This window comes from Burkholderia sp. 567, assembly GCF_040545115.1.
Lineage (GTDB): Bacteria > Pseudomonadota > Gammaproteobacteria > Burkholderiales > Burkholderiaceae > Burkholderia > Burkholderia ambifaria.
This window is the reverse complement of record NZ_JBEPLG010000005.1, coordinates 145,792-163,859: the sequence shown is the minus strand read 5'-3', so window position 1 is coordinate 163,859 and position 18,068 is coordinate 145,792. Positions and strand designations below refer to the sequence as shown.

General features: G+C 68.9%; 11 protein-coding genes. 6 read left to right on the top strand and 5 right to left on the bottom strand.

Annotated features, from left to right (window positions below; translation table 11 throughout):
- Positions 1-350 precede the first annotated feature (350 nt).
- The 3 genes from ABIC50_RS16560 (at position 351) to ABIC50_RS16550 (ending at position 10,183) form a co-directional block, all read left to right on the top strand.
- Positions 351-7,451 carry an autotransporter-associated beta strand repeat-containing protein gene (locus ABIC50_RS16560; protein ID WP_354165508.1) on the top strand — a complete coding sequence of 2,367 codons (7,101 nt, stop codon included), beginning with the start codon at positions 351-353 and terminating at the stop codon, positions 7,449-7,451.
- Positions 7,452-7,607: 156 nt separating this feature from the next.
- A complete protein-coding gene (locus ABIC50_RS16555; protein WP_105830326.1) occupies positions 7,608-9,833 on the top strand; it encodes an amylo-alpha-1,6-glucosidase in 2,226 nt (741 codons plus the stop codon).
- A 98-nt stretch (positions 9,834-9,931) separates the two neighbouring features.
- Positions 9,932-10,183, top strand: coding sequence for a hypothetical protein (locus ABIC50_RS16550; RefSeq protein WP_011659343.1), 252 nt, complete (start codon positions 9,932-9,934; stop codon positions 10,181-10,183).
- Between the two features lie 496 nt (positions 10,184-10,679).
- Here ABIC50_RS16550 and penR read toward each other — a convergent pair whose 3' ends face one another.
- A complete protein-coding gene (gene penR, locus ABIC50_RS16545) occupies positions 10,680-11,570 on the bottom strand; it encodes a beta-lactamase transcriptional regulator PenR (protein WP_175699449.1) in 891 nt (296 codons plus the stop codon).
- Between the two features lie 117 nt (positions 11,571-11,687).
- Here penR and blaPEN-bcc point away from each other — a divergent pair, with 117 nt between their 5' ends.
- Positions 11,688-12,581 (top strand): PEN family class A beta-lactamase, Bcc-type, encoded by an 894-nt coding sequence (gene blaPEN-bcc / locus ABIC50_RS16540; RefSeq protein ID WP_354165506.1) that lies wholly within the window; start codon positions 11,688-11,690, stop codon positions 12,579-12,581.
- Between the two features lie 790 nt (positions 12,582-13,371).
- Here the strand turns inward: blaPEN-bcc and ABIC50_RS16535 are convergent.
- The 4 genes from ABIC50_RS16535 to ABIC50_RS16520 all read right to left on the bottom strand — a co-directional run bounded on the left by ABIC50_RS16535 (position 13,372) and on the right by ABIC50_RS16520 (position 16,462).
- Positions 13,372-13,740, bottom strand: a complete 369-nt coding sequence (locus tag ABIC50_RS16535; RefSeq protein WP_354165904.1) for an antibiotic biosynthesis monooxygenase family protein — start codon at positions 13,738-13,740, stop codon at positions 13,372-13,374.
- A gap of 38 nt (positions 13,741-13,778) precedes the next feature.
- Entirely contained in the window at positions 13,779-14,225 is a 447-nt protein-coding gene (locus ABIC50_RS16530; RefSeq protein WP_126225852.1) for a MarR family winged helix-turn-helix transcriptional regulator, read from the bottom strand.
- Between the two features lie 201 nt (positions 14,226-14,426).
- On the bottom strand, positions 14,427-15,803 hold the full coding sequence (locus ABIC50_RS16525; RefSeq protein WP_354165504.1) for an ATP-binding protein: 1,377 nt from the start codon (positions 15,801-15,803) through the stop codon (positions 14,427-14,429).
- Positions 15,800-16,462, bottom strand: coding sequence for a response regulator (locus tag ABIC50_RS16520; protein ID WP_006753954.1), 663 nt, complete (start codon positions 16,460-16,462; stop codon positions 15,800-15,802). The genes ABIC50_RS16525 and ABIC50_RS16520 overlap by 4 nt, the downstream gene beginning before the upstream one ends.
- A 225-nt stretch (positions 16,463-16,687) precedes the next feature.
- Between ABIC50_RS16520 and ABIC50_RS16515 the strand changes: the two genes are divergently transcribed.
- Together ABIC50_RS16515 and ABIC50_RS16510 are read left to right on the top strand one after the other, a co-directional pair.
- Positions 16,688-17,041, top strand: coding sequence for a YgiW/YdeI family stress tolerance OB fold protein (locus ABIC50_RS16515; RefSeq protein ID WP_105830333.1), 354 nt, complete (start codon positions 16,688-16,690; stop codon positions 17,039-17,041).
- A gap of 55 nt (positions 17,042-17,096) precedes the next feature.
- Positions 17,097-17,957 (top strand): MurR/RpiR family transcriptional regulator, encoded by an 861-nt coding sequence (locus ABIC50_RS16510; protein WP_006758170.1) that lies wholly within the window; start codon positions 17,097-17,099, stop codon positions 17,955-17,957.
- The last annotated feature ends 111 nt before the right edge of the window (positions 17,958-18,068 follow it).

Here is an 18,068-nt window from a genome sequence, read left to right as displayed (position 1 = left end):
ACGCTTCAGTAGTTCTATTCTCGGCTCCCCAGCGCCAGTAAAAAGTACATATTCGATTGATCTTGATCAAATAGTAAAACATCGACTGGAAAACCCTTTTTGTTTGATATAGCCTTGTCTGACAAAAGCGGGGCGGTAATCAAATCAACCAGAAAGTCGCTGCATAAAAACAGGGGGCACGGGTCATGTCATTCGGCTAGTTTTGCATTCGCAAACGAGAATCGATTAACCAGCAGTTCATCCACGAATAAACCGACGTCGTTCCGCGACTGCCGGCGGGGACGCTTTCGTCCCGGATATTCCGCCGTGGCCGGTCCGATTCAGCGGTCCAGCTGATGCCGAGGGGAAGCATGAATATTGCGCATTCGAAAAAGAGCGGCGAGTCGTTTCCGAGATTCCTGTTACCGACCGGCGTTTTCCTCGCCTTGTCGGGTGCGGGCATCGTTTCCGCCTATGCGACCTGCTCGACGGCAGGCACGACGGTGACCTGTTCGGGTGTCGCGAATCCGCTGGCGCCCAGCTATTCGAACAGCGCGAACAACCTGAACGTCACGGTGAACCCCGGCGCGAGCGTCGGCGTGCTGCTCGGCGTGGGCGGCACCGCGATGTCGCTGACCGGCAGCAACAACACGCTGACCAACAACGGCACGATCGATCCGTCCGTGCTCGGCTCGGGCCTCGGCGTGCTGTCGAGCGGCGCGGTGGTCGGCAATGCGGCGGCGAGCACCACGACCGTGACCAACAACGGCACGATGAACGGCTCGACCGGTGTCGCGGTCAGCGGCGTGACGGGCATGGCGCTGTCGGTGCAGAACGGCACGGGCGGCACGTCGACGATCACCAACACCGGCACGATGGGCACGACCGCGCTGGCCGGCGCGACGCTCATCGGCGCGGATGCGCCCGTGGTCGCCGCATACGGCGGCGGCACGGTCAACATGACGAACAGCGGGACGATCACCGGCCGCGTGTCGCTCGGATCGAACGGCACGCCCGGGCTCGGCAATACCTTTACCAACTCGGGCACGATCAACGGCAGCGTGTCGATGGGCGCGAACAGCACCAACACGTTCAATGCCGTGACGGGCTCGTCGGTCAACACGGCGGGCGGCACGGGCGGCGCGTTCAACATCACGGTCGGCCCGGTCACGCTCGGCGTCGCGGCGACCGGCACCGTCGACGGCGGCGCCGGCGGCAACAACACGCTGGTGCTGCAGCAAGGCGTGTCGGCCAATGGCACCATCGCGGTCAACAACTACATCAACTTCAATCATCTCGACGTCACGAGCGGCAACTGGACGATCAACGGCGCGTCGACCGCGCAGGACGCGACGCTGGCGGGCGGCGTCGCGATCATCGGCGACAACGCGTCGCTCGGCACGGGCACGATCACGGCCACCGGCGGTGCGCTGCAGGCCGGCGCCGCCGGGCTCGACGTCAGCAACAACGTGAATCTCGGCGCGGGCGGGCTGACGGTGCAGGGCGCCACAGGCCTCTCGCTGTCGGGCACGGTGTCGGGCGCCGGCGCGCTGACGAAGAACGACGGCGGCATCCTGACGCTGTCGGGCGCGAACAGCTACACGGGCGGCACGAACCTGAACGCCGGCGGCCTCGTGGTCGGCAACAACGACGCGCTCGGCACCGGTGCGCTGAACGTCAACGCGTCGGCGTCGCTCGATACGAGCACGAACGTGACGCTCGGCAACGCGGTCAATCTCGCGACGGGCGCGACGCTGGCGCTGGGCGGCAGCAACGATCTCGGCCTGGCCGGCACGATCAGCGGCGCCGGCGGCCTCGTGAAGAACGGCACGGCCATCGCAACGCTGACCGGTACGAACACGTACACCGGCGACACGACGATCAACAGCGGCACGCTGGCGCTCGGCGCGGGCGGCAGCCTCGCGTCCACGGGCACGGTCAACCTCACCGGCGCGGGGGCGACGTTCGACCTGGCAGGCGCGACGGGCGCGCAGACGATCGGTTCGCTCGCCGGGGCGGCCGGCACGAACGTGAACCTCGGCGGCAATTCGCTGACGCTCGACGGCAGCGCGAATACGACCTACGCCGGCACGATCGCCGGCACGGGCGGCTTGACGCTGTCGGGCACCGGCACGCAGGCGCTGACCGGCGCGAACGTCTACACGGGCGACACGAACCTGAACGGCGGCAACGTCGTCGTCGGCAGCAACACGGCGCTGGGCTTCGGCGCGATCAACGTCAACGGCTCGTCGACGCTCGATGCGAGCACCAACGTGTCGCTGGCGAATGGCGTCAACCTCGCCACCGGCACGACGCTTACGGTCGGCGGCAGCACCGATCTCGGGCTGAGCGGCACGATCGCCGGCGCGGGCGGGCTGGTGAAGAACGGTGCGGCGGCGCTGACGCTGACGGGCGCGAACAGTTACACGGGCGGCACGACGCTGAACGCCGGCGGCCTCGTGCTCGGCAACGACGCGGCGCTGGGCTCCGGCGCGCTGAGCGTCGGCGGCGCGGCGACGCTCGATACGACCACGAGCCTGTCGGTCTCCAACGCGATCGATATCGGCACCAGCGCGACGCTGACGCTCGGCGGCAGCAACGCACTCGGCTTGAGCGGCGCGATCACCGGTGCCGGCGCGCTCGTGAAGGACGGCGCAGCGACCACGACGCTGACGGGCACGAATACCTACACGGGCGGCACGACGATCAACGCCGGCACACTGGCGATCGGCGCGGGCGGCAGCCTGTCGTCCACGGGGACGGTGAACCTGGCCAATGCGGGCGCCGCATTCGACATCGCCGCGGGCGGCGCACAGTCGATCGGCGCGCTGTCGGGCGCGGCCGGCACGAGCGTGAACCTGGGCGCAAACGCGCTGACGCTGGGCGGGAGCGCGAGCGGCACGTTCGGCGGCACGATCGGCGGCACGGGCAGCCTGACGCTGAACGGCACCGGCACGCAGACGCTGAACGGCGTGAATACCTATACAGGCGGCACGAACCTGAACAGCGGCAGCCTCGTGCTCGGCAACAACGCGGCGCTCGGCAGTGGCGCGCTGAATGTCGGCGGCGCGGCGACGCTCGATACGAACGCGAGCCTGTCGGTCGCCAACGCGATCGATATCGGCACGAGCGCGACGCTGACGCTCGGCGGCAGCAACGCACTCGGGCTGAGCGGTGGGATTTCCGGTGCCGGCGCGCTCGTGAAGGACGGCGCGGCGACGACCACGCTGACGGGGACGAACACCTACACGGGCGGCACGACGATCAACGCCGGCACGCTGGCGGTCGGCGCGGGCGGCAGCTTCGCAACGACCGGCACGATGAATCTCGCGAGCGCGGGCGCGACGCTCGACCTGAGCGGTGCGTCGGGTGCGCAGTCGCTCGGCGCGCTGTCCGGCGTCGCGGGGACGAGCATCGATCTGGGCGCAAACGCGCTGACGCTGGGCGGGACGGCAAGCGGCACGTTCGGCGGCACGATCGGCGGCACCGGCAGCCTCACGCTGAACGGCACCGGCACGCAGACGCTGAACGGCGCGAGCACCTATTCGGGCGGCACGAACCTGATCAGCGGCGGCCTCGTGCTCGGCAACAACGCGGCGCTGGGCTCCGGCGCATTGAATGTCGGCGGCGCGGCGACGCTCGATACGAACACGAACCTGTCGGTCACCAACGCGATCGATCTCGGCACGGGCGCGACGCTGACGCTCGGCGGCAGCAACACACTCGGCTTGAGCGGCGCGATTTCCGGCGCAGGCGCGCTCGTGAAGGACGGCGCGGCGACGACCACGCTGACGGGGACGAATACCTATACCGGCGGCACCACGATCAACGCCGGCACGCTCGCGGTCGGCGCGGGCGGCAGCCTCGCTGCGACCGGCACGATGAATCTCGCGGGTGCAGGCGCGACCCTCGACCTGAGCGGCGCATCGGGCGGGCAGACGCTCGGTGCGCTGTCGGGCGTGGCCGGCACCAATGTGAGCCTGGGCGCGAATGCGCTGACGCTGGGCGGCACCGCGAGCGGCACCTTCGGCGGCGTCATCGGCGGCACCGGCGGCCTGACGCTCGCGGGCACCGGCACCCAAACGCTGTCCGGCGCGAACACCTACACCGGCGGCACGACGATCAACGGCGGCAGCACGCTCGCGCTCGGCGCGGGCGGCAGTCTCGCGTCGACGGGCACGGTGAATCTGGCCGGCGCGGGCGCGACGTTCGACCTGGGCGGTGCGTCGGGCGCGCAGACGATCGGCGCGCTGACCGGCGCGACCGGCTCGACCGTGAACCTCGGCGCGAATGCGCTGACGCTGAGCGGCAGCGGCAACAACACGTTCGGCGGCGCGATCGGTGGCACGGGCAGTCTGACGCTGGCCGGTGCCGGCACGCAGACGCTGACGGGCGCGAACACGTACACCGGCGGCACGACGATCAACGGCGGCAGCACGCTTGCGCTCGTTTCGGGCGGCAGCCTCGCATCGACCGGCACGGTGAGCCTGGCCGGCACGGGCGCGACATTCGACGTGAGCGGCGCAGTGGGCCCCGAGACGATCGGCGCGCTGTCGGGCGTGGCGGGCACGAGCGTGAATCTCGGCGCGAATGCGTTGACGCTGAACGGCAGCGTTGCCAGTACGTTCGGCGGGACGATCGGCGGCACCGGCGCCGTGACGGTCGCGGGCACCGGCACACAGACGCTCACGGGCGCGAACACGTACACCGGCGGCACGACGATCAACGGCGGCAGCACGCTCGCGCTCGGTTCGGGCGGCAGCCTCGCCTCGGGCAGCACGGTGAACCTCGCGGGCACGGGCGCGACGTTCGATCTGAGCGGCGCGTCGGGCACGCAGACGCTCGGCACGCTGACCGGCACGACCGGCTCGAACGTGAACCTCGGCGCGAACGCGCTGACGCTGAACGGCAGCGGCAACGGCACGTTCGGCGGCGCGATCGGCGGCACCGGCGGCCTGACGCTCGCGGGCACCGGCACGCAGACGCTGACGGGCGCGAACACGTACACGGGCGGCACGACGATCAACGGCGGCAGCACGCTTGCGCTCGGCTCGGGCGGGAGCCTCGCGTCGACGGGGACGGTGAATCTCGCCGGGTCGGGCGCGACGTTCGACGTGAGCGGCGCAGCGGGCACCGAGACGATCGGCGCACTGTCGGGCGTGGCGGGCACGAACGTGAACCTCGGCGCGAACGCGTTGACGCTGAACGGCAGCGGCGCCAGCACGTTCGGCGGGGTCATCGGCGGCACCGGCGCCGTAACGGTCGCGGGCACCGGCACGCAGACGCTCACGGGCGCGAACACGTACACGGGCGGCACGACGATCAACGGCGGCAGCACGCTCGCGCTCGGTTCCGGCGGCAGCCTCGCGTCGACGGGTGCGGTGAACCTCGCCGGCACCGGCGCGACGTTCGACGTGAGCGGCGCAGCGGGCACGCAGACGATCGGCACGTTGTCCGGCGCGGCCGGCAGCACCGTGAACCTCGGCGCGAACGCGCTGGCGTTGAACGGCAGCACCAACGGCACGTTCGACGGCGTCATCGGCGGCACCGGCGGCGTGACGGTCGCCGGCACCGGCGTTCAGACGCTGACCGGCAGCAACACGTACACGGGCGGCACGACGATCGCGTCGGGCGGCACGCTGCAGCTCGGCAACGGCGGCACGTCGGGCAGCGTGGTCGGCAATGTCGTCGACAACGGCGCACTGATCGTCAACCAGTCCGGCAGCGTGACGCTCGCGAACGTGCTGTCCGGCACCGGTTCGCTGACCCAGGCCGGCAGCGGCGCCCTGACGCTGACGGGCACCAATACGCTGAGCGGCCCGACGACCGTCGCCGCGGGCACGCTCGACGTCGCCGGTTCGCTCGCCCAGTCGGCCGTGACCGTGCAGAACGGCGCGACGCTGACGGGCACCGGCACGGTCGGCGGCGTCGTGGTCCAGAGCGGCGGGATCGCGGCCGCGTCGCAACCGGGCGCGGCGCTGAACGTCGCCGGCAACGTCACGTTCCAGCCGGGCTCGACGCTGCAGGTCGCGGTCACGCCGCAGCAAAGCGGCAGCATTGCCGCGGGCGGCACGGCGACGCTGAACGGCGGCACCGTGCAGGTGCTCGCGAACCAGGCCAGCTTCCAGCCGAGCACGACGTACACGATCCTCAGCGCATCGTCGGGCGTGCAGGGCGCGTTCAGCCAGGTGAACTCGAACTACGCGTTCCTGATGCCGACGCTCAGCTACGATCCGAACCACGTGTACCTGCGGCTCGTGACGAACGGCACGGCGCTGCCCGACGTCGCGACGACGCCGAACCAGCGCTCGGTCGCCACCGCGATCGGTGCGCTCGGCGCGGGCAACACGCTGTACGACAAGGTGCTGACGACCGATGCGGCCACCGCGCGCCAGGCGTACTCGGTGCTCGACGGCGAACTGCAGGCGAGCCTGAAGAGCATGCTGCTGCTCGACAGCCGCTATGTGCGCGATGCCGTGACCGATCGCGTGCGCCAGGGCCTCGCGCCCGGATCGGGGCCGCTCGCGGCGCTGTCGTCGGGCGGGGCCGCGCTGTGCGGCGACAACACGGCCGGCGTGACCGACCCGACGCTCGCGCCCGAGCGCCGGATCGGCTCGCGCGAGGGCTGCTACGGCGGCACGCCTTACCAGCCGGTGGTGTGGGGACAGGCGTTCGGTGGCCGCAGCCGGCTCGCGGGCGACGGCAACGCGTCGACGATCAACCGCAGCATGACCGGCTTCATCGCCGGTGCCGACATGGCGCTCAACGACAAGTGGCGTGCCGGTCTGGCCGCGGGCGTCACGCACAGCTCGCTCGACAACGACCAGAGTTCGTCGGCGGCGGTCAACAGCTACTACCTGTCGCTGTACGGCGGTGCGCAGTACGGCGCGCTCGGCGTGCGCGGCGGCGCGTCGTACACGTGGTACCGGATCAACACCGACCGCTATCCGGGCTTCGCGGGCTTCTCGGACCACAATTCGGCCGGCTACAACGCGCATTCGGCGCAGGTGTTCGGCGAAGTCGGCTACGCGCTGCCGCTCGGGCCGGTCGCGCTCGAACCGTTCGCGGGTCTGGCCTACGTGAACCTGCATACCGACGGCTATACCGAAAGCGGTGGTGCTGCGGCGCTGCAGGCAGGCGGCCAGACGACCCACATCGGGTTCTCGACGCTCGGCCTGCGCGCCGCGTCGCAGCTCGGTTCGATCGCGAGCGGCACGTTCACCGCGCGCGGCACGGTCGGCTGGCGGCATGCGTTCGGCAACGTGCGGCCGTCGTCGGCGTTCACGTTCGCGAACGGCGGCACGTCGTTCCAGGTATCGGGCGTGCCGATTGCTCGCGACAGCGCGGTACTCGAGGCCGGCATCGACGCGAACATCACGAAGCGCCTGACGCTCGGCCTCACGTTCAGCGGCCAGTACGGCAGCGGCGTGCGCGACAACGCGGTGCTCGGCAACATCCTGTGGAAGTTCTGACCGGCGTGTGACATGCCTGTGCGCGACGCCATGCGGCGACGGTAACGTCGCATGGCGCCGCGTCTTTTTCGTCGCTGCGCGCTTTCCCCGTTCTGGCCTATCCTGTGCGAAACACGCGACGCGCGCCGCGCGTTGCGCCTCGACACAGGAGCATCGATGCCGAATCACGCCGAAGCCACCACGACGCAGGCGCCGCAAGTCGCGCCGCTTCCTCCGACCCAAGCGTCCGGCCCCGCATTCATCGCGCCCGAAGCCGATCCGCAGGCGCTCGCGCGCAACAACCAGTACGTGCTGAAATCCGGCGACGCGTTCGTGGTCGGCGACGCGCTCGGCGACATCAGCGGGCGCGACGACGGCCTGTACGTCGACGACATGCGCGTGCTGTCGACCTGGCGCCTGACCTTCGGCGGCCGCGCGCCGTCGCTGCTGTCGGGCGCGACGAGCGCGGACAACGCGTCGTTTACCGCGCACCTGACGAACCGCCCGCTGCCGCCGCTCGGCGGCAAGGAGACGCCCGAGGGCGTGATCCACATCGAACGCACGCGCGTGCTCGCGGGCGACGTGCTGTACGAAGCGCTGACGCTGACGAACTACGGCGCGAGCGAGGCCGAAGTGCCGCTGTCGCTGTCGTTCGCGGCGGATTTCAAGGACATGTTCGAAGTGCGCGGCACGCTGCGCCCGAAGCGTGGCACGGTGGGCGCGCCGCGCGTCGACGCCGGCGCGGTGCGGCTGCGCTACGACGGCCTCGACAAAGTCGAGCGCAACGTGACCGTGCATTTCTCGCCGGCGCCAGACGCGCTGTCGGTCGATCGTGCCGACTACACGCTGACGATCGCCGCGCAGGCATGCGTGTCGATCTACCTGACCGTCGATGCGACGCTCGATTCGGCGCACCACGCCGCGGACCCGGGATGCGGGCGTGTCGCGCTGCGCACCGCGCTCGTCGGCGTGCACCGCGAGATGCGTTCGCGACGCGAGTCGATGGCGCGCGTGCACACCGGCAATCCGCTGTTCGACGCGTGGCTCGACCGGTCGCTCGCGGATCTCGGGCTGCTCACGACGCAGCTCGACACCGGGCCGTATCCGTATGCGGGCATTCCGTGGTTCTCGACCCCGTTCGGCCGCGACGCGGTGATCACGTCGCTGCAGATGCTGTGGCTGCAACCGTCGCTCGCGCGCGGCGTGCTGCGCTTTCTCGCGGCGCATCAGGCGCGCGAGACTTCCGCGTTCCGCGATGCCGAGCCCGGCAAGATCATGCACGAGTTCCGCCGTAGCGAGATGGCCGCGACGGGCGAGGTGCCGTTTGCGCTGTATTACGGCGGCGTCGACACGACCCCGCTGTTCATCGTGCTCGCGGGCGCGTACGTCGAGCATACCGGCGACGATGCGCTGATCGACGAGCTGTGGCCCGCGCTCGAGCGTGCCGCGCAATGGGTGATCGACAAGTGCGACCGCAATCCGTACGGGCTGCTCGACTACCAGCGCACGTCGGAGCGCGGCCTCGCGAACCAGGGCTGGAAGGACAGTCACGACTCGGTGTTCCACGCGGATGGCCGCTTCCCGGACGGCCCGATCGCGCTCGTCGAAGTGCAGGCGTATGCGTGCGCGGCGCTCGACGCGATGTCGATGTGCTCGCGCCGGCGCGGGCACGCGGCCGATGCGACGCGCTATGCGCTGCGCGCGAAGGCGCTGCGCGACCAGGTCGACGCGCTGTTTTGGATGCCGGACGCCCAGTTCTACGGGATCGCGCTCGACGGTCACGGCGATCTGTGCCGCGTGCTCGCGTCGAACGCGGGCCAGCTGCTCGCGTTCGGGCTGCCCGACGCGCAGCGCGGCGCGGCGGTCGCGAGCGTGCTCGGCTCGACGCTGTTCCAGACGGGCTGGGGCATCCGCACGCTCGCGGCCGGCCAGCCGCGCTTCAACCCGATGGCTTATCACAACGGGTCGGTGTGGCCGCACGACAATGCGCTGATCGCGCGCGGGCTCGCGCGCTACGGCGACAAGACGGCCGCGGTGAACCTTTTGCGCGCGTTGTTCGAGGCGGCCGTCAGCTTCGAGATGCGGCTGCCGGAGCTGTTCTGCGGGTTCCCGCGCCGGCGCGGCGAACCGCCGACGGCCTATCCGGTCGCGTGCCTGCCGCAGGCGTGGGCGGCCGGTGCGCCGTTCATGATGCTGCAGGCGTGTCTGGGCGTGAGCGTCGACGCGGCGCGCCACGAGGTGCGGGTCGAGCGCCCGACGCTGCCTGAAGGCGTCGACTGGCTGCGCATCGACGACCTGCGCGTCGGCGACGAAACCGTCTCGCTGACGTTCCGTCGTGTCGACGGCCAGGTGGTCGCGGCGGCGGCACAGCCGGGTCGCGTGAAGGTGGTCGCGCTGCTGTAGTGCAGGCGTGCGCGAAGGTTGCGCGATGTCGCGCCACGTTCGCGCGCAGCGGCATAGAATCATGACATGACCCTTGAACGATGGCGGAGGCAATGACGATGACGACCGACAATCGGCCCGACGACGGCGAGCAGAAGCTCGAGAATCTGGAAGCGGCGGTCGACCACCTGCACAAGTCGATCGAGTCGCAGAGCATCGCGGCGGGGGCGGCGAAGGGCATCCTGTTCAGCCTGATCGAAACGCTCGGCGCGCTGATCGGCGATCCCGACCTGCCCGAACATGCGCGCTCGGGCTACGAGGCGCTGCGCGACAAGGCGAGCGAATTGCGCAGCGGGCTCGACCGGCACTGACAAACCGGCAGCACCGGCGCCGGCCGCCCGGCCCGCGCCGGTGCTGCCCAATCCTGCGCGGCGCGCACAAAACCCCGTGCGCTCAATGAGTTAGCCATCTGGTGCGCAGGATATCCACAAGCTTGCCAACACAATCTGTGGAGAACCCCGCCTGCCCCGATCCGGACGCGCAGCACACGCGGCGAGACCGCAAACGATGCCGCGTCGTTGACCTGCCGGGCTCGATCTACTGAATCCCCTTTTGTATCAGGATGTTACGTGTCACATCGGGGGAATATCCACAGGCTTGCCAACAAAATCTGTGGATAAGTCTCACCTGATTGCTTCCTGATGGTTGAGGATCCCGCGTGCGGTGGCCGGTGCGCCGAACCCCGTGCGCACGGGCTGCCCGATGTGTGCATTGGCGCCGTAATTCGTGCGCGATCAACGAGTTAGGCCCCGGGTACCCAGGATATCCACATCCTTGCCAACAAAATCTGTGGACAAGCCGGCCCCGTCATTCGACCGGCGCCGCGTCGGCCGCTTCCGCGACGATCCAGTCGCGAAACAGCGTCATCGCCGGCGTGAGCGGCTTCGACTTCAGCGACGTGAGCCAGTAGCCGCCCGCGCGCACGTCGATGTCGAGCGGCCGCGCGAGCAGGCCCAACTGCAGTTCGCGCGCGAACATACAGGCCGGCGCGAGCGCGATGCCCGCGCCTTGCATCGCCGCCTCCACCATCAGCCGCGACGAATCGAACACCGGCCCGTTGACCGACCAGGGTTCGAGCTGCGCGGCGTCGAACCAGCCGAGCCATTCGTCGGTGCGGTACGAGCGCAGCAGCGTTTCGTTCGCGAGATCGGCCGGCGCCGCGAGGCGGCGCGCGATCTCCGGCGCGCACAGCGCGGTGAGCGGCGCGTCGAGCAGCCGCTCGTTGCGCGTCGCCGGCCAGTTGCCTTCACCGAAGCGGATCGCGAAATCGAGGCCCTCGGCCGCGAGGTCGACGACGTTGTTGTTGGTCCGCAGCCGCAGCTCGACGAACGGGTGCGTGTCGCCGAAGCGCTTCAACCGTGGCATTAGCCAGCCTATGGCAAAGGTGCCGACGGCGCCGAGCGTGAGCACCTCGTGGAAGCGCCCGCCGTCGAACTGCTTGAGCACGGTTTCGATCCGGCTGAAGGCGTCGCTGAGCACCGGCAGCAGCGCGCGTCCTTCGTCGGTGAGGCCGAGCCCGCGCGGCAGCCGCGTGAACAGCGCGCAGCCGAGCCGTTCCTCCAGCGAGCGCACCTGCTGGCTCACGGCCGCCTGCGTCACGCTCAGCTCGAGGCCGGCGCGCGTGAAATTCAGGTGGCGCGCCGACGATTCGAACGCGCGCAATGCATTCAGCGGAAGGTGAGGGCGGAGCTTAGTCATAAGAATTTCTTGTGGCAGCGCTCAATTATCGTTGCTTGTCAGGCAACCGTAAAGTCACGATAGTGCTGTCTCGCCGGCCGGCCGTTTCGCATCCCATTCCACCACGAGAGACCTCACATGACCTACTCATCGCAACGTCGAACCCTGTTGCTGGCCGCCGCGACGGCGCCGCTCGTCCTGACCGTCACCGCGTGCGCGTCGTCGCCGGCCGCGGGGCAGGACGTTTCGTCCGCGACGTCGTTCGCCGCGCTCGAGCACGCGGCCGGCGGCCGTCTCGGCGTGTGCGCGATCGACGCCGCGAGCGGCCGGCGCGCGCAGCATCGCGCGGACGAGCGCTTCCCGTTCTGCAGCACGTTCAAGGCGATGCTGGGCGCGGCGGTGCTCGCGCACAGCGTCGATCGTCCGGGATTGCTGCAGCAGCGCGTGACCTACGGGCCGGCCGATCTCGTGAACTACTCGCCGGTGTCGGGCCAGCATGTCGGCACGGGGATGACCGTCGCCGAGTTGTGCGAGGCGGCGATCCAGTACAGCGACAACTCGGCCGCGAATCTCGCGATGAAGCTGATCGGCGGACCGTCGGCGGTGACCGCGTATGCGCGCTCGATCGGCGACGACGCGTTCCGGCTCGATCGCTGGGAGACCGAACTGAACACGGCGTTGCCGGGCGACCCGCGCGACACGACGACGCCGGCCGCGATGGCCGCGAGCATGCGCGTGCTCACGTTGGGCGACGCGCTGCCACCCGCGCAGCGTGCGCAGTTCGTTGCATGGCTGCGCGGCAACAAGGTCGGCGACAAGCGGATTCGCGCGGGCGTGCCGGCCGGGTCGCAGGTGGGCGACAAGACCGGCACCGGCGACTACGGGACGACGAACGATGCGGGCGTGATCTGGCTGCCGTCGCGCGCGCCGATCGTGCTCGCCGTGTACTACACGCAGACGCGTGCCGATGCGAAGCCGAAGGACGACGTGATCGCGGCGGCCGCACGGATCGCGGTCGCGACGCTCGCTTGAGCTGGCGCCGGCGCGGCGTGCGTGATCGATGGATGGATGAATGAAGCGGCGGAGGCGCGCGCCGTGCCGCAGTCGTGGTCGGCATGTCGAAACGTTGCGCGATCAACGACTTAGGTCACGCATGCTCAGGATATCCACATGCTTGCCAACAAAAATTGTGGACAAGCGCGCCATCGGTCGCGTTCATCGCGCGGCGACCGCCGTGATCGCATGCGACAGGCGTTGCGCGAGGCCCGCCTGCACGGTTCGAAGCGGCGCGGACAAAGCCTTTCGGATCAAGCGCTTGAGCATGGTATGCGCAGGCTATCCACACGCTTGCCAACAAAATCTGTGGGTAAGTGGCGTGGCGTGCGCGACAGGCGGCGCTTCGCATCACGTGACGACACGCGAGCGGGGTTTTGCCGGTCGACGGTCGCCTTTCGCCCGCCGTGTGCCGCATTCGAAGCGACGCGGACAAAGCGTTTCGGATCAAGCGCTTGATCGCGCTATGCGCAGGCTATCCACATGCTTGCCAACAAAATCTGTGGGTAAGTCGCGAACGACACGCATCGTGCGTCGTGCATCGCCGAGTCGCCAACGTGGCATCGTGATGCGATGTGCGGCGAACCGGCGCATCTGACGGCCGGTTGCGCGCCGCGTCTGCATCACGCGTGCCAAAGTCCGTCGGATCAAGGGCTTAGCGTTGTGGTGCGCAGGATATCCACAAGCTTGCCAACATTTTCTGTGGAGAACTTCGCGATCGCGATCGGGCCGCACAGCACAGCGTGCCAACCGTAGTCGGCGCGCCGGCTCACGCTGTGCAAATGCCCGCCACGGCGACCTTCTGAAACAAATGCGGGCTCGCGACGGCGGATGACGGATAGGCCGACAGCTTCGCGACGAACTCGGGATGCGTGAAGGCCGCGCGGAACGCGGCGGTCGACTCCCAGACCGCCTGGTTGAAGTAAGTCGGGCTGTCGCCGAGCGCGCGATGCAACTGCGTCGAAATGAATCCCGGCTGTCGTTTCATGAACGCGGCGTCGTCCTTCCACACGGCCAGGAAGTCGGCTTCATCGGCCGGATCCAGCGTGAAGACGTTGAGGAGGACGATGGGTTCGGCGTCGATGCCGAGCTGTTGCTGGATCGGAAAGTTCGGATCCATCGGTTTGAAATGTGACATGGGCACGCCTTCCTGTAGGTAATGGGCCAACGGTGCGATCACGCATGCCCATCGGGCGCGTGAGCGGCGGACATCGTCGACAGAACGCGAATCGCCGCATCGAGATCGGTCGAACTGAACTGGCCGGCGAGGCCGCGGACATGCTGTTGCCAGTGCTCGACCACCGCCTGATAGGCCGCGGCACCGCGCGGCGTCAGCGCATACAACGGCGAGCGCTTGTGCGTCGGGTTCGGCAGCGGTTGCACGAGTCCTTCTTCGGTCAGTACGTTGACCTGCTTCAGGACGGCCTGCCGCGTGATGCCCATCGCGTCGGCGATCTGCGGGATGTTCGGGGCGTCCGGCGCCATCGAGATGGCGCCCAGCACTTGCCAGCGTGCGCTGGTCAGGCCGTGCGGCGCGGCAAAGGTATTGCCCCATTCGATCAGCAGGCCGTTCAGGCGGAAGACGGACAGCGCGACGGCGGTCAACTTGGCGGGTTTCGTCATGGTCGGGATGCGCGATGAATTGACAACTACTTTACGTAATGGACAACGGGTTGTCAAATATGGCCGCAGATTCGCCCGGGCTGGCGCATTCGCTGCGCACGAGCGTCAAGTTCTTTCGGATCAATGGCTTGCTGCCGTTAGCGGCAGGTTGTCCACAAGCTTGCCAACACAATCTGTGGACAAGCTGCGGATCGCCGTGGGTCAGGCCGGCACGGGAAAGCGCACCGTCACGGTCAGCCCGCGCCCGCCTGGCGTCGTGCCGAGCGCGACCGTCGCGCGATGCTGTTCGGCGATCCGCTTGACGATCGACAGCCCGAGGCCGCTGCCCGACGCCGTGACGGCCTGCGCGCCTTCGCCGCGATAGAAGCGCTCCCACACTTCCGTGCGCTCGGCTTCCGGGATGCCCGGGCCGTCGTCGGCGACTTCGAGCACGGGGGTGGCGCCGTCGACGCGCGCGGATACGTCGACGCGTGCGCCGTCGCCCGCGTAGCGGATCGCGTTGTCGACGAGGTTGTTCAGCAGTACGCGCAATGTGTCCACATTGCCGGCGGCCATCACCGGCGACGACACGATCGCGCCGAGGTCGATCCGGTGCGCATCGGCGACGCGCGTTCGGTCGGCAACCACCGAGCGGCACAGCGCGGCGAGGTCGACGGGCGTGGACGCCGACGCGCTCGCCTGCGCATCGGGTTCGAGGCGCGCGAGCGTCAGCAACTGCTCGGCGAGGTGGCCGAGGCGTGTCGTGCCCGCGTGAATCTGCGCGAGGATCTGCTCGCGTTCGTCGGCGCTCGCCGCGCGCCGCAGCAATTGCGACTGGATCGACAGCCCCATGATCGGCGTGCGCAGCTCGTGCGCGGCATCGGCGATGAAGTGGCGCTGCAGCGTGAACGAGCGGTCGAGCCGCGCGAGCAGGTCGTTGATCGCTTCGGCGAGCGGCCGCACCTCGTTCGGCATCGACGCGACGTCGACCGGTTCCAGATTGTTCGCATTCCTGCGCTTCAGGCCCGATGCGATCGTGCGCAGCGGCCGCAGCCCCGCGCCGATGCCGAACCACAGGCCGATTGCGAGCACCGGCAGCATCGAGAACACCGGCCACAGCAAATGCACCGCGATGCCCGCGATCGCTTCCCAGCGCGCATGACGCGCCTGCGCGAGCCGGATTGTCGTGCCGCCACGTTGGGTCACATAGGTGCGCCACGGCTGGCCGCCGACGTCGACGCTGCCGACGCCCGTCTGCGCGGGCGGCGGCAGCGCGGATTCGCGATCGGTCGAGTAGACCAGTGTGCCGTTGCGCCAGACCTGCAGCAGCACGGCGTCGGGATCGCTGGCCTCGAAGTCGTGCTTGCCGTCGCCATGGTCGCGAAACGACAGCTCGCCATTCGGGCCGACGACGATCTGCTTCGACATGCTGCGCATCTGGTCGTCGAGGAGATCGTCGAGCTCGCGCAGCGCGCCCCAGTAGGTGCCCGCGCTCGCGACCAGTCCGATCACGCAGGCGGCGGGCAGCAGCCACATCAACAGGCGCCGCCGCAGCGACGCACTGCGCCAGCGCTCGATCGCGAGTCGCACGCGCGTCATGCGCCGTCACCGATCCGGTAGCCGACGCCGCGCACCGTGCGGATCATGTCGTGGCCGAGTTTCTTGCGCAGGTTGTGGATGTGCACCTGCACCGCATTGCTCTCGATTTCCTCGCCCCAGCTGTACAGCCGTTCCTCGAACTGTTCGCGCGAGATCACCGCGCCGGGGTCGCGCATCAGCTCGTGCAGCAGTACGAATTCCTTCGGCGACAGCGTGACTTCGTCGTCGTTGAGCCAGACCAGGTGCTTGACCGGATCGAGCCGCAGCGGGCCGATCGCGAGCGTCGTTTGCGCGCGCCCCGCATGGCGGCGGTTGACCGCGCGGATGCGGGCGAGCAGTTCTTCGAGCACGAACGGCTTGACGAGGTAGTCGTCGGCGCCGCTGTCGAGGCCGGCGATGCGGTCCGGCACGCCGTCGCGCGCGGTGATGATGATCGCGGGCAGGGTTTCGTCGCGACGGCGCAGCGACGCGAGCACCGACAGGCCGTCGCGGTTCGGCAGCCCGAGGTCGAGCAGCAGGAGGCCATACGCGGTCGAGCGCAGCGCGAGCGACGCGGCGTCGCCGTCCTTGACCCAGTCGACCGCGAAGCCTTCCTGTTTGAGGCCCTGTTCGAGACCGCTGCCGATCAGCGGATCGTCCTCGACGAGCAGTACGCGCATGGATTCGTGTCTGTTGGCGGGCACGGGCGCCCGGGGTGTCCATCATAAGCGCAGGTGTCTTAGGCCGAGCTTAAACGGCGGTGGCGGTTGCGCTTTCGTACGCGTCCTATGCGGCGCCGTGTCGCGTCGGCACGGCCTTCAGGCTCGCTTAATCTTACGGTCCGTAATCTTGGCCCGTCGCGTTCAACGGGGCGCGGCGTTCCATCAAGCAAGAGGATCGCAATCATGAAACATCTGACCAGTATCCTGGCGGTCGCGCTCGCGGTGCTGCCGGCTGCCGTTTATGCGCAATACACCGGGCCGTCCGCGCTGACGACGACCACCGTGAAGGAACTCCTCGCGAACGGCAAGGACGATCAGCACGTGCAGCTGCAGGGGCGCATCGTCAAGCACGTCGGCGGCGAGGACTACGAATTCGCCGACGCGACCGGCACGATCCGCGTCGAGATCGATCACAAGCTGTGGGCGGCCGGCCAGCCCGTCAGCGACAAGAACGAAGTGAAGGTGACCGGCGAGTTCGAGCGCAAATGGTCGGGCCGTGTGAAGGTCGATGCCGACCACGTCGAAGTGCTGCGCTGACCGGTGCGCGCGGGGCCGGTGATACCATGGGCATCCGGTTCCCGTTCTCACCCAGATGGCTGCCAATTTCGATGAACTCGCGTCCCGTATCCGGGCGCAATTTTCCGAACTGAGCCCGCAATTCCAGGCGGGCGCTGCATTTCTGCTCGATCATCCCGACGAGGTCGCCACCTCGTCGATGCGCAAGGTCGCGCAGCGCGCGCAGGTTCAACCCGCGTCGCTCGTGCGGCTCGCGCAGCAATTCGGTTTCCCCGGCTGGAACGAGCTGCGCGACCTGTGCGTCGCGCGCGTGCGCACGCGTCCCGAGCCGCTCACGCAGCGTGCGCGTTCGCTCGTGCGGCCCGACGCGAAGGCGTCGCTCGCGCATGATCTGCTGGCCGCCCAGCAACACAATCTCGCCGCCACCGCCGCGCAGAACGAGCACGCGCTCGCCGACGCGGCGAAGCTGATCCGCAAGGCATCGCACGTGCACGTCGCCGGATTCCGGTCGTGCTATCCGGTCGCGTTCGGTTTCGTGTACGGCTACCGGCTGTTCCGGCCGACCGTGTCGCTGCTCAACGGCGTCGCCGGCTCGCTCGAGATGGAGTTGCGCACGATCGCGAAGCAGAGCGTGACCGTGATCGTCAGTTTCGCGCCGTATTCGGCGGAAGCGACGCGCGTGGCGCAGGCGGCGAAGGCGCAGGGCAGCAAGGTCGTCGCGATCACCGACAGCGCGGTGTCGCCGATCGCGCTGCATGCCGACGCGCAGCTGATCTTCACGCACGACAGCCCGTCGTTCTTTCCGTCGCTGGTCGCCGCGCACGCGATGACCGAAGCGCTGGTCGCGCAGTTGCTCGCGCTCGAAGGCAGCGATGCGGTCGCGGCGCTCGAGCGCACCGAAGCGGAACTGCATGCGAAGGGCGCGTATGTCGTGTAGCTGGGCGTGTGGTTGTCACGGCGTGCGGCTCGACACGTTTGGCATTCAGGGGCGGCCGTTCTTGTTCTACAAGACGCGCGGTTTTCTCCCCTTCGGCGAATAGCCGAACTG

Excerpts from the sequence above, each read along its gene's own strand:
- ABIC50_RS16550 (WP_011659343.1), top strand. The coding sequence starts at position 9,932 with ATGACGACCGACAATCGGCCCGACGACGGCGAGCAGAAGCTCGAGAAT.
- ABIC50_RS16520 (WP_006753954.1), bottom strand. The coding sequence starts at position 16,462 with ATGCGCGTACTGCTCGTCGAGGACGATCCGCTGATCGGCAGCGGTCTC.
- ABIC50_RS16515 (WP_105830333.1), top strand. The coding sequence starts at position 16,688 with ATGAAACATCTGACCAGTATCCTGGCGGTCGCGCTCGCGGTGCTGCCG.
- ABIC50_RS16530 (WP_126225852.1), bottom strand. The coding sequence starts at position 14,225 with ATGACGAAACCCGCCAAGTTGACCGCCGTCGCGCTGTCCGTCTTCCGC.
- ABIC50_RS16560 (WP_354165508.1), top strand. The coding sequence starts at position 351 with ATGAATATTGCGCATTCGAAAAAGAGCGGCGAGTCGTTTCCGAGATTC.
- ABIC50_RS16555 (WP_105830326.1), top strand. The coding sequence starts at position 7,608 with ATGCCGAATCACGCCGAAGCCACCACGACGCAGGCGCCGCAAGTCGCG.
- ABIC50_RS16535 (WP_354165904.1), bottom strand. The coding sequence starts at position 13,740 with ATGTCACATTTCAAACCGATGGATCCGAACTTTCCGATCCAGCAACAG.
- ABIC50_RS16510 (WP_006758170.1), top strand. The coding sequence starts at position 17,097 with ATGGCTGCCAATTTCGATGAACTCGCGTCCCGTATCCGGGCGCAATTT.
- penR (WP_175699449.1), bottom strand. The coding sequence starts at position 11,570 with ATGACTAAGCTCCGCCCTCACCTTCCGCTGAATGCATTGCGCGCGTTC.
- blaPEN-bcc (WP_354165506.1), top strand. The coding sequence starts at position 11,688 with ATGACCTACTCATCGCAACGTCGAACCCTGTTGCTGGCCGCCGCGACG.
- ABIC50_RS16525 (WP_354165504.1), bottom strand. The coding sequence starts at position 15,803 with ATGACGCGCGTGCGACTCGCGATCGAGCGCTGGCGCAGTGCGTCGCTG.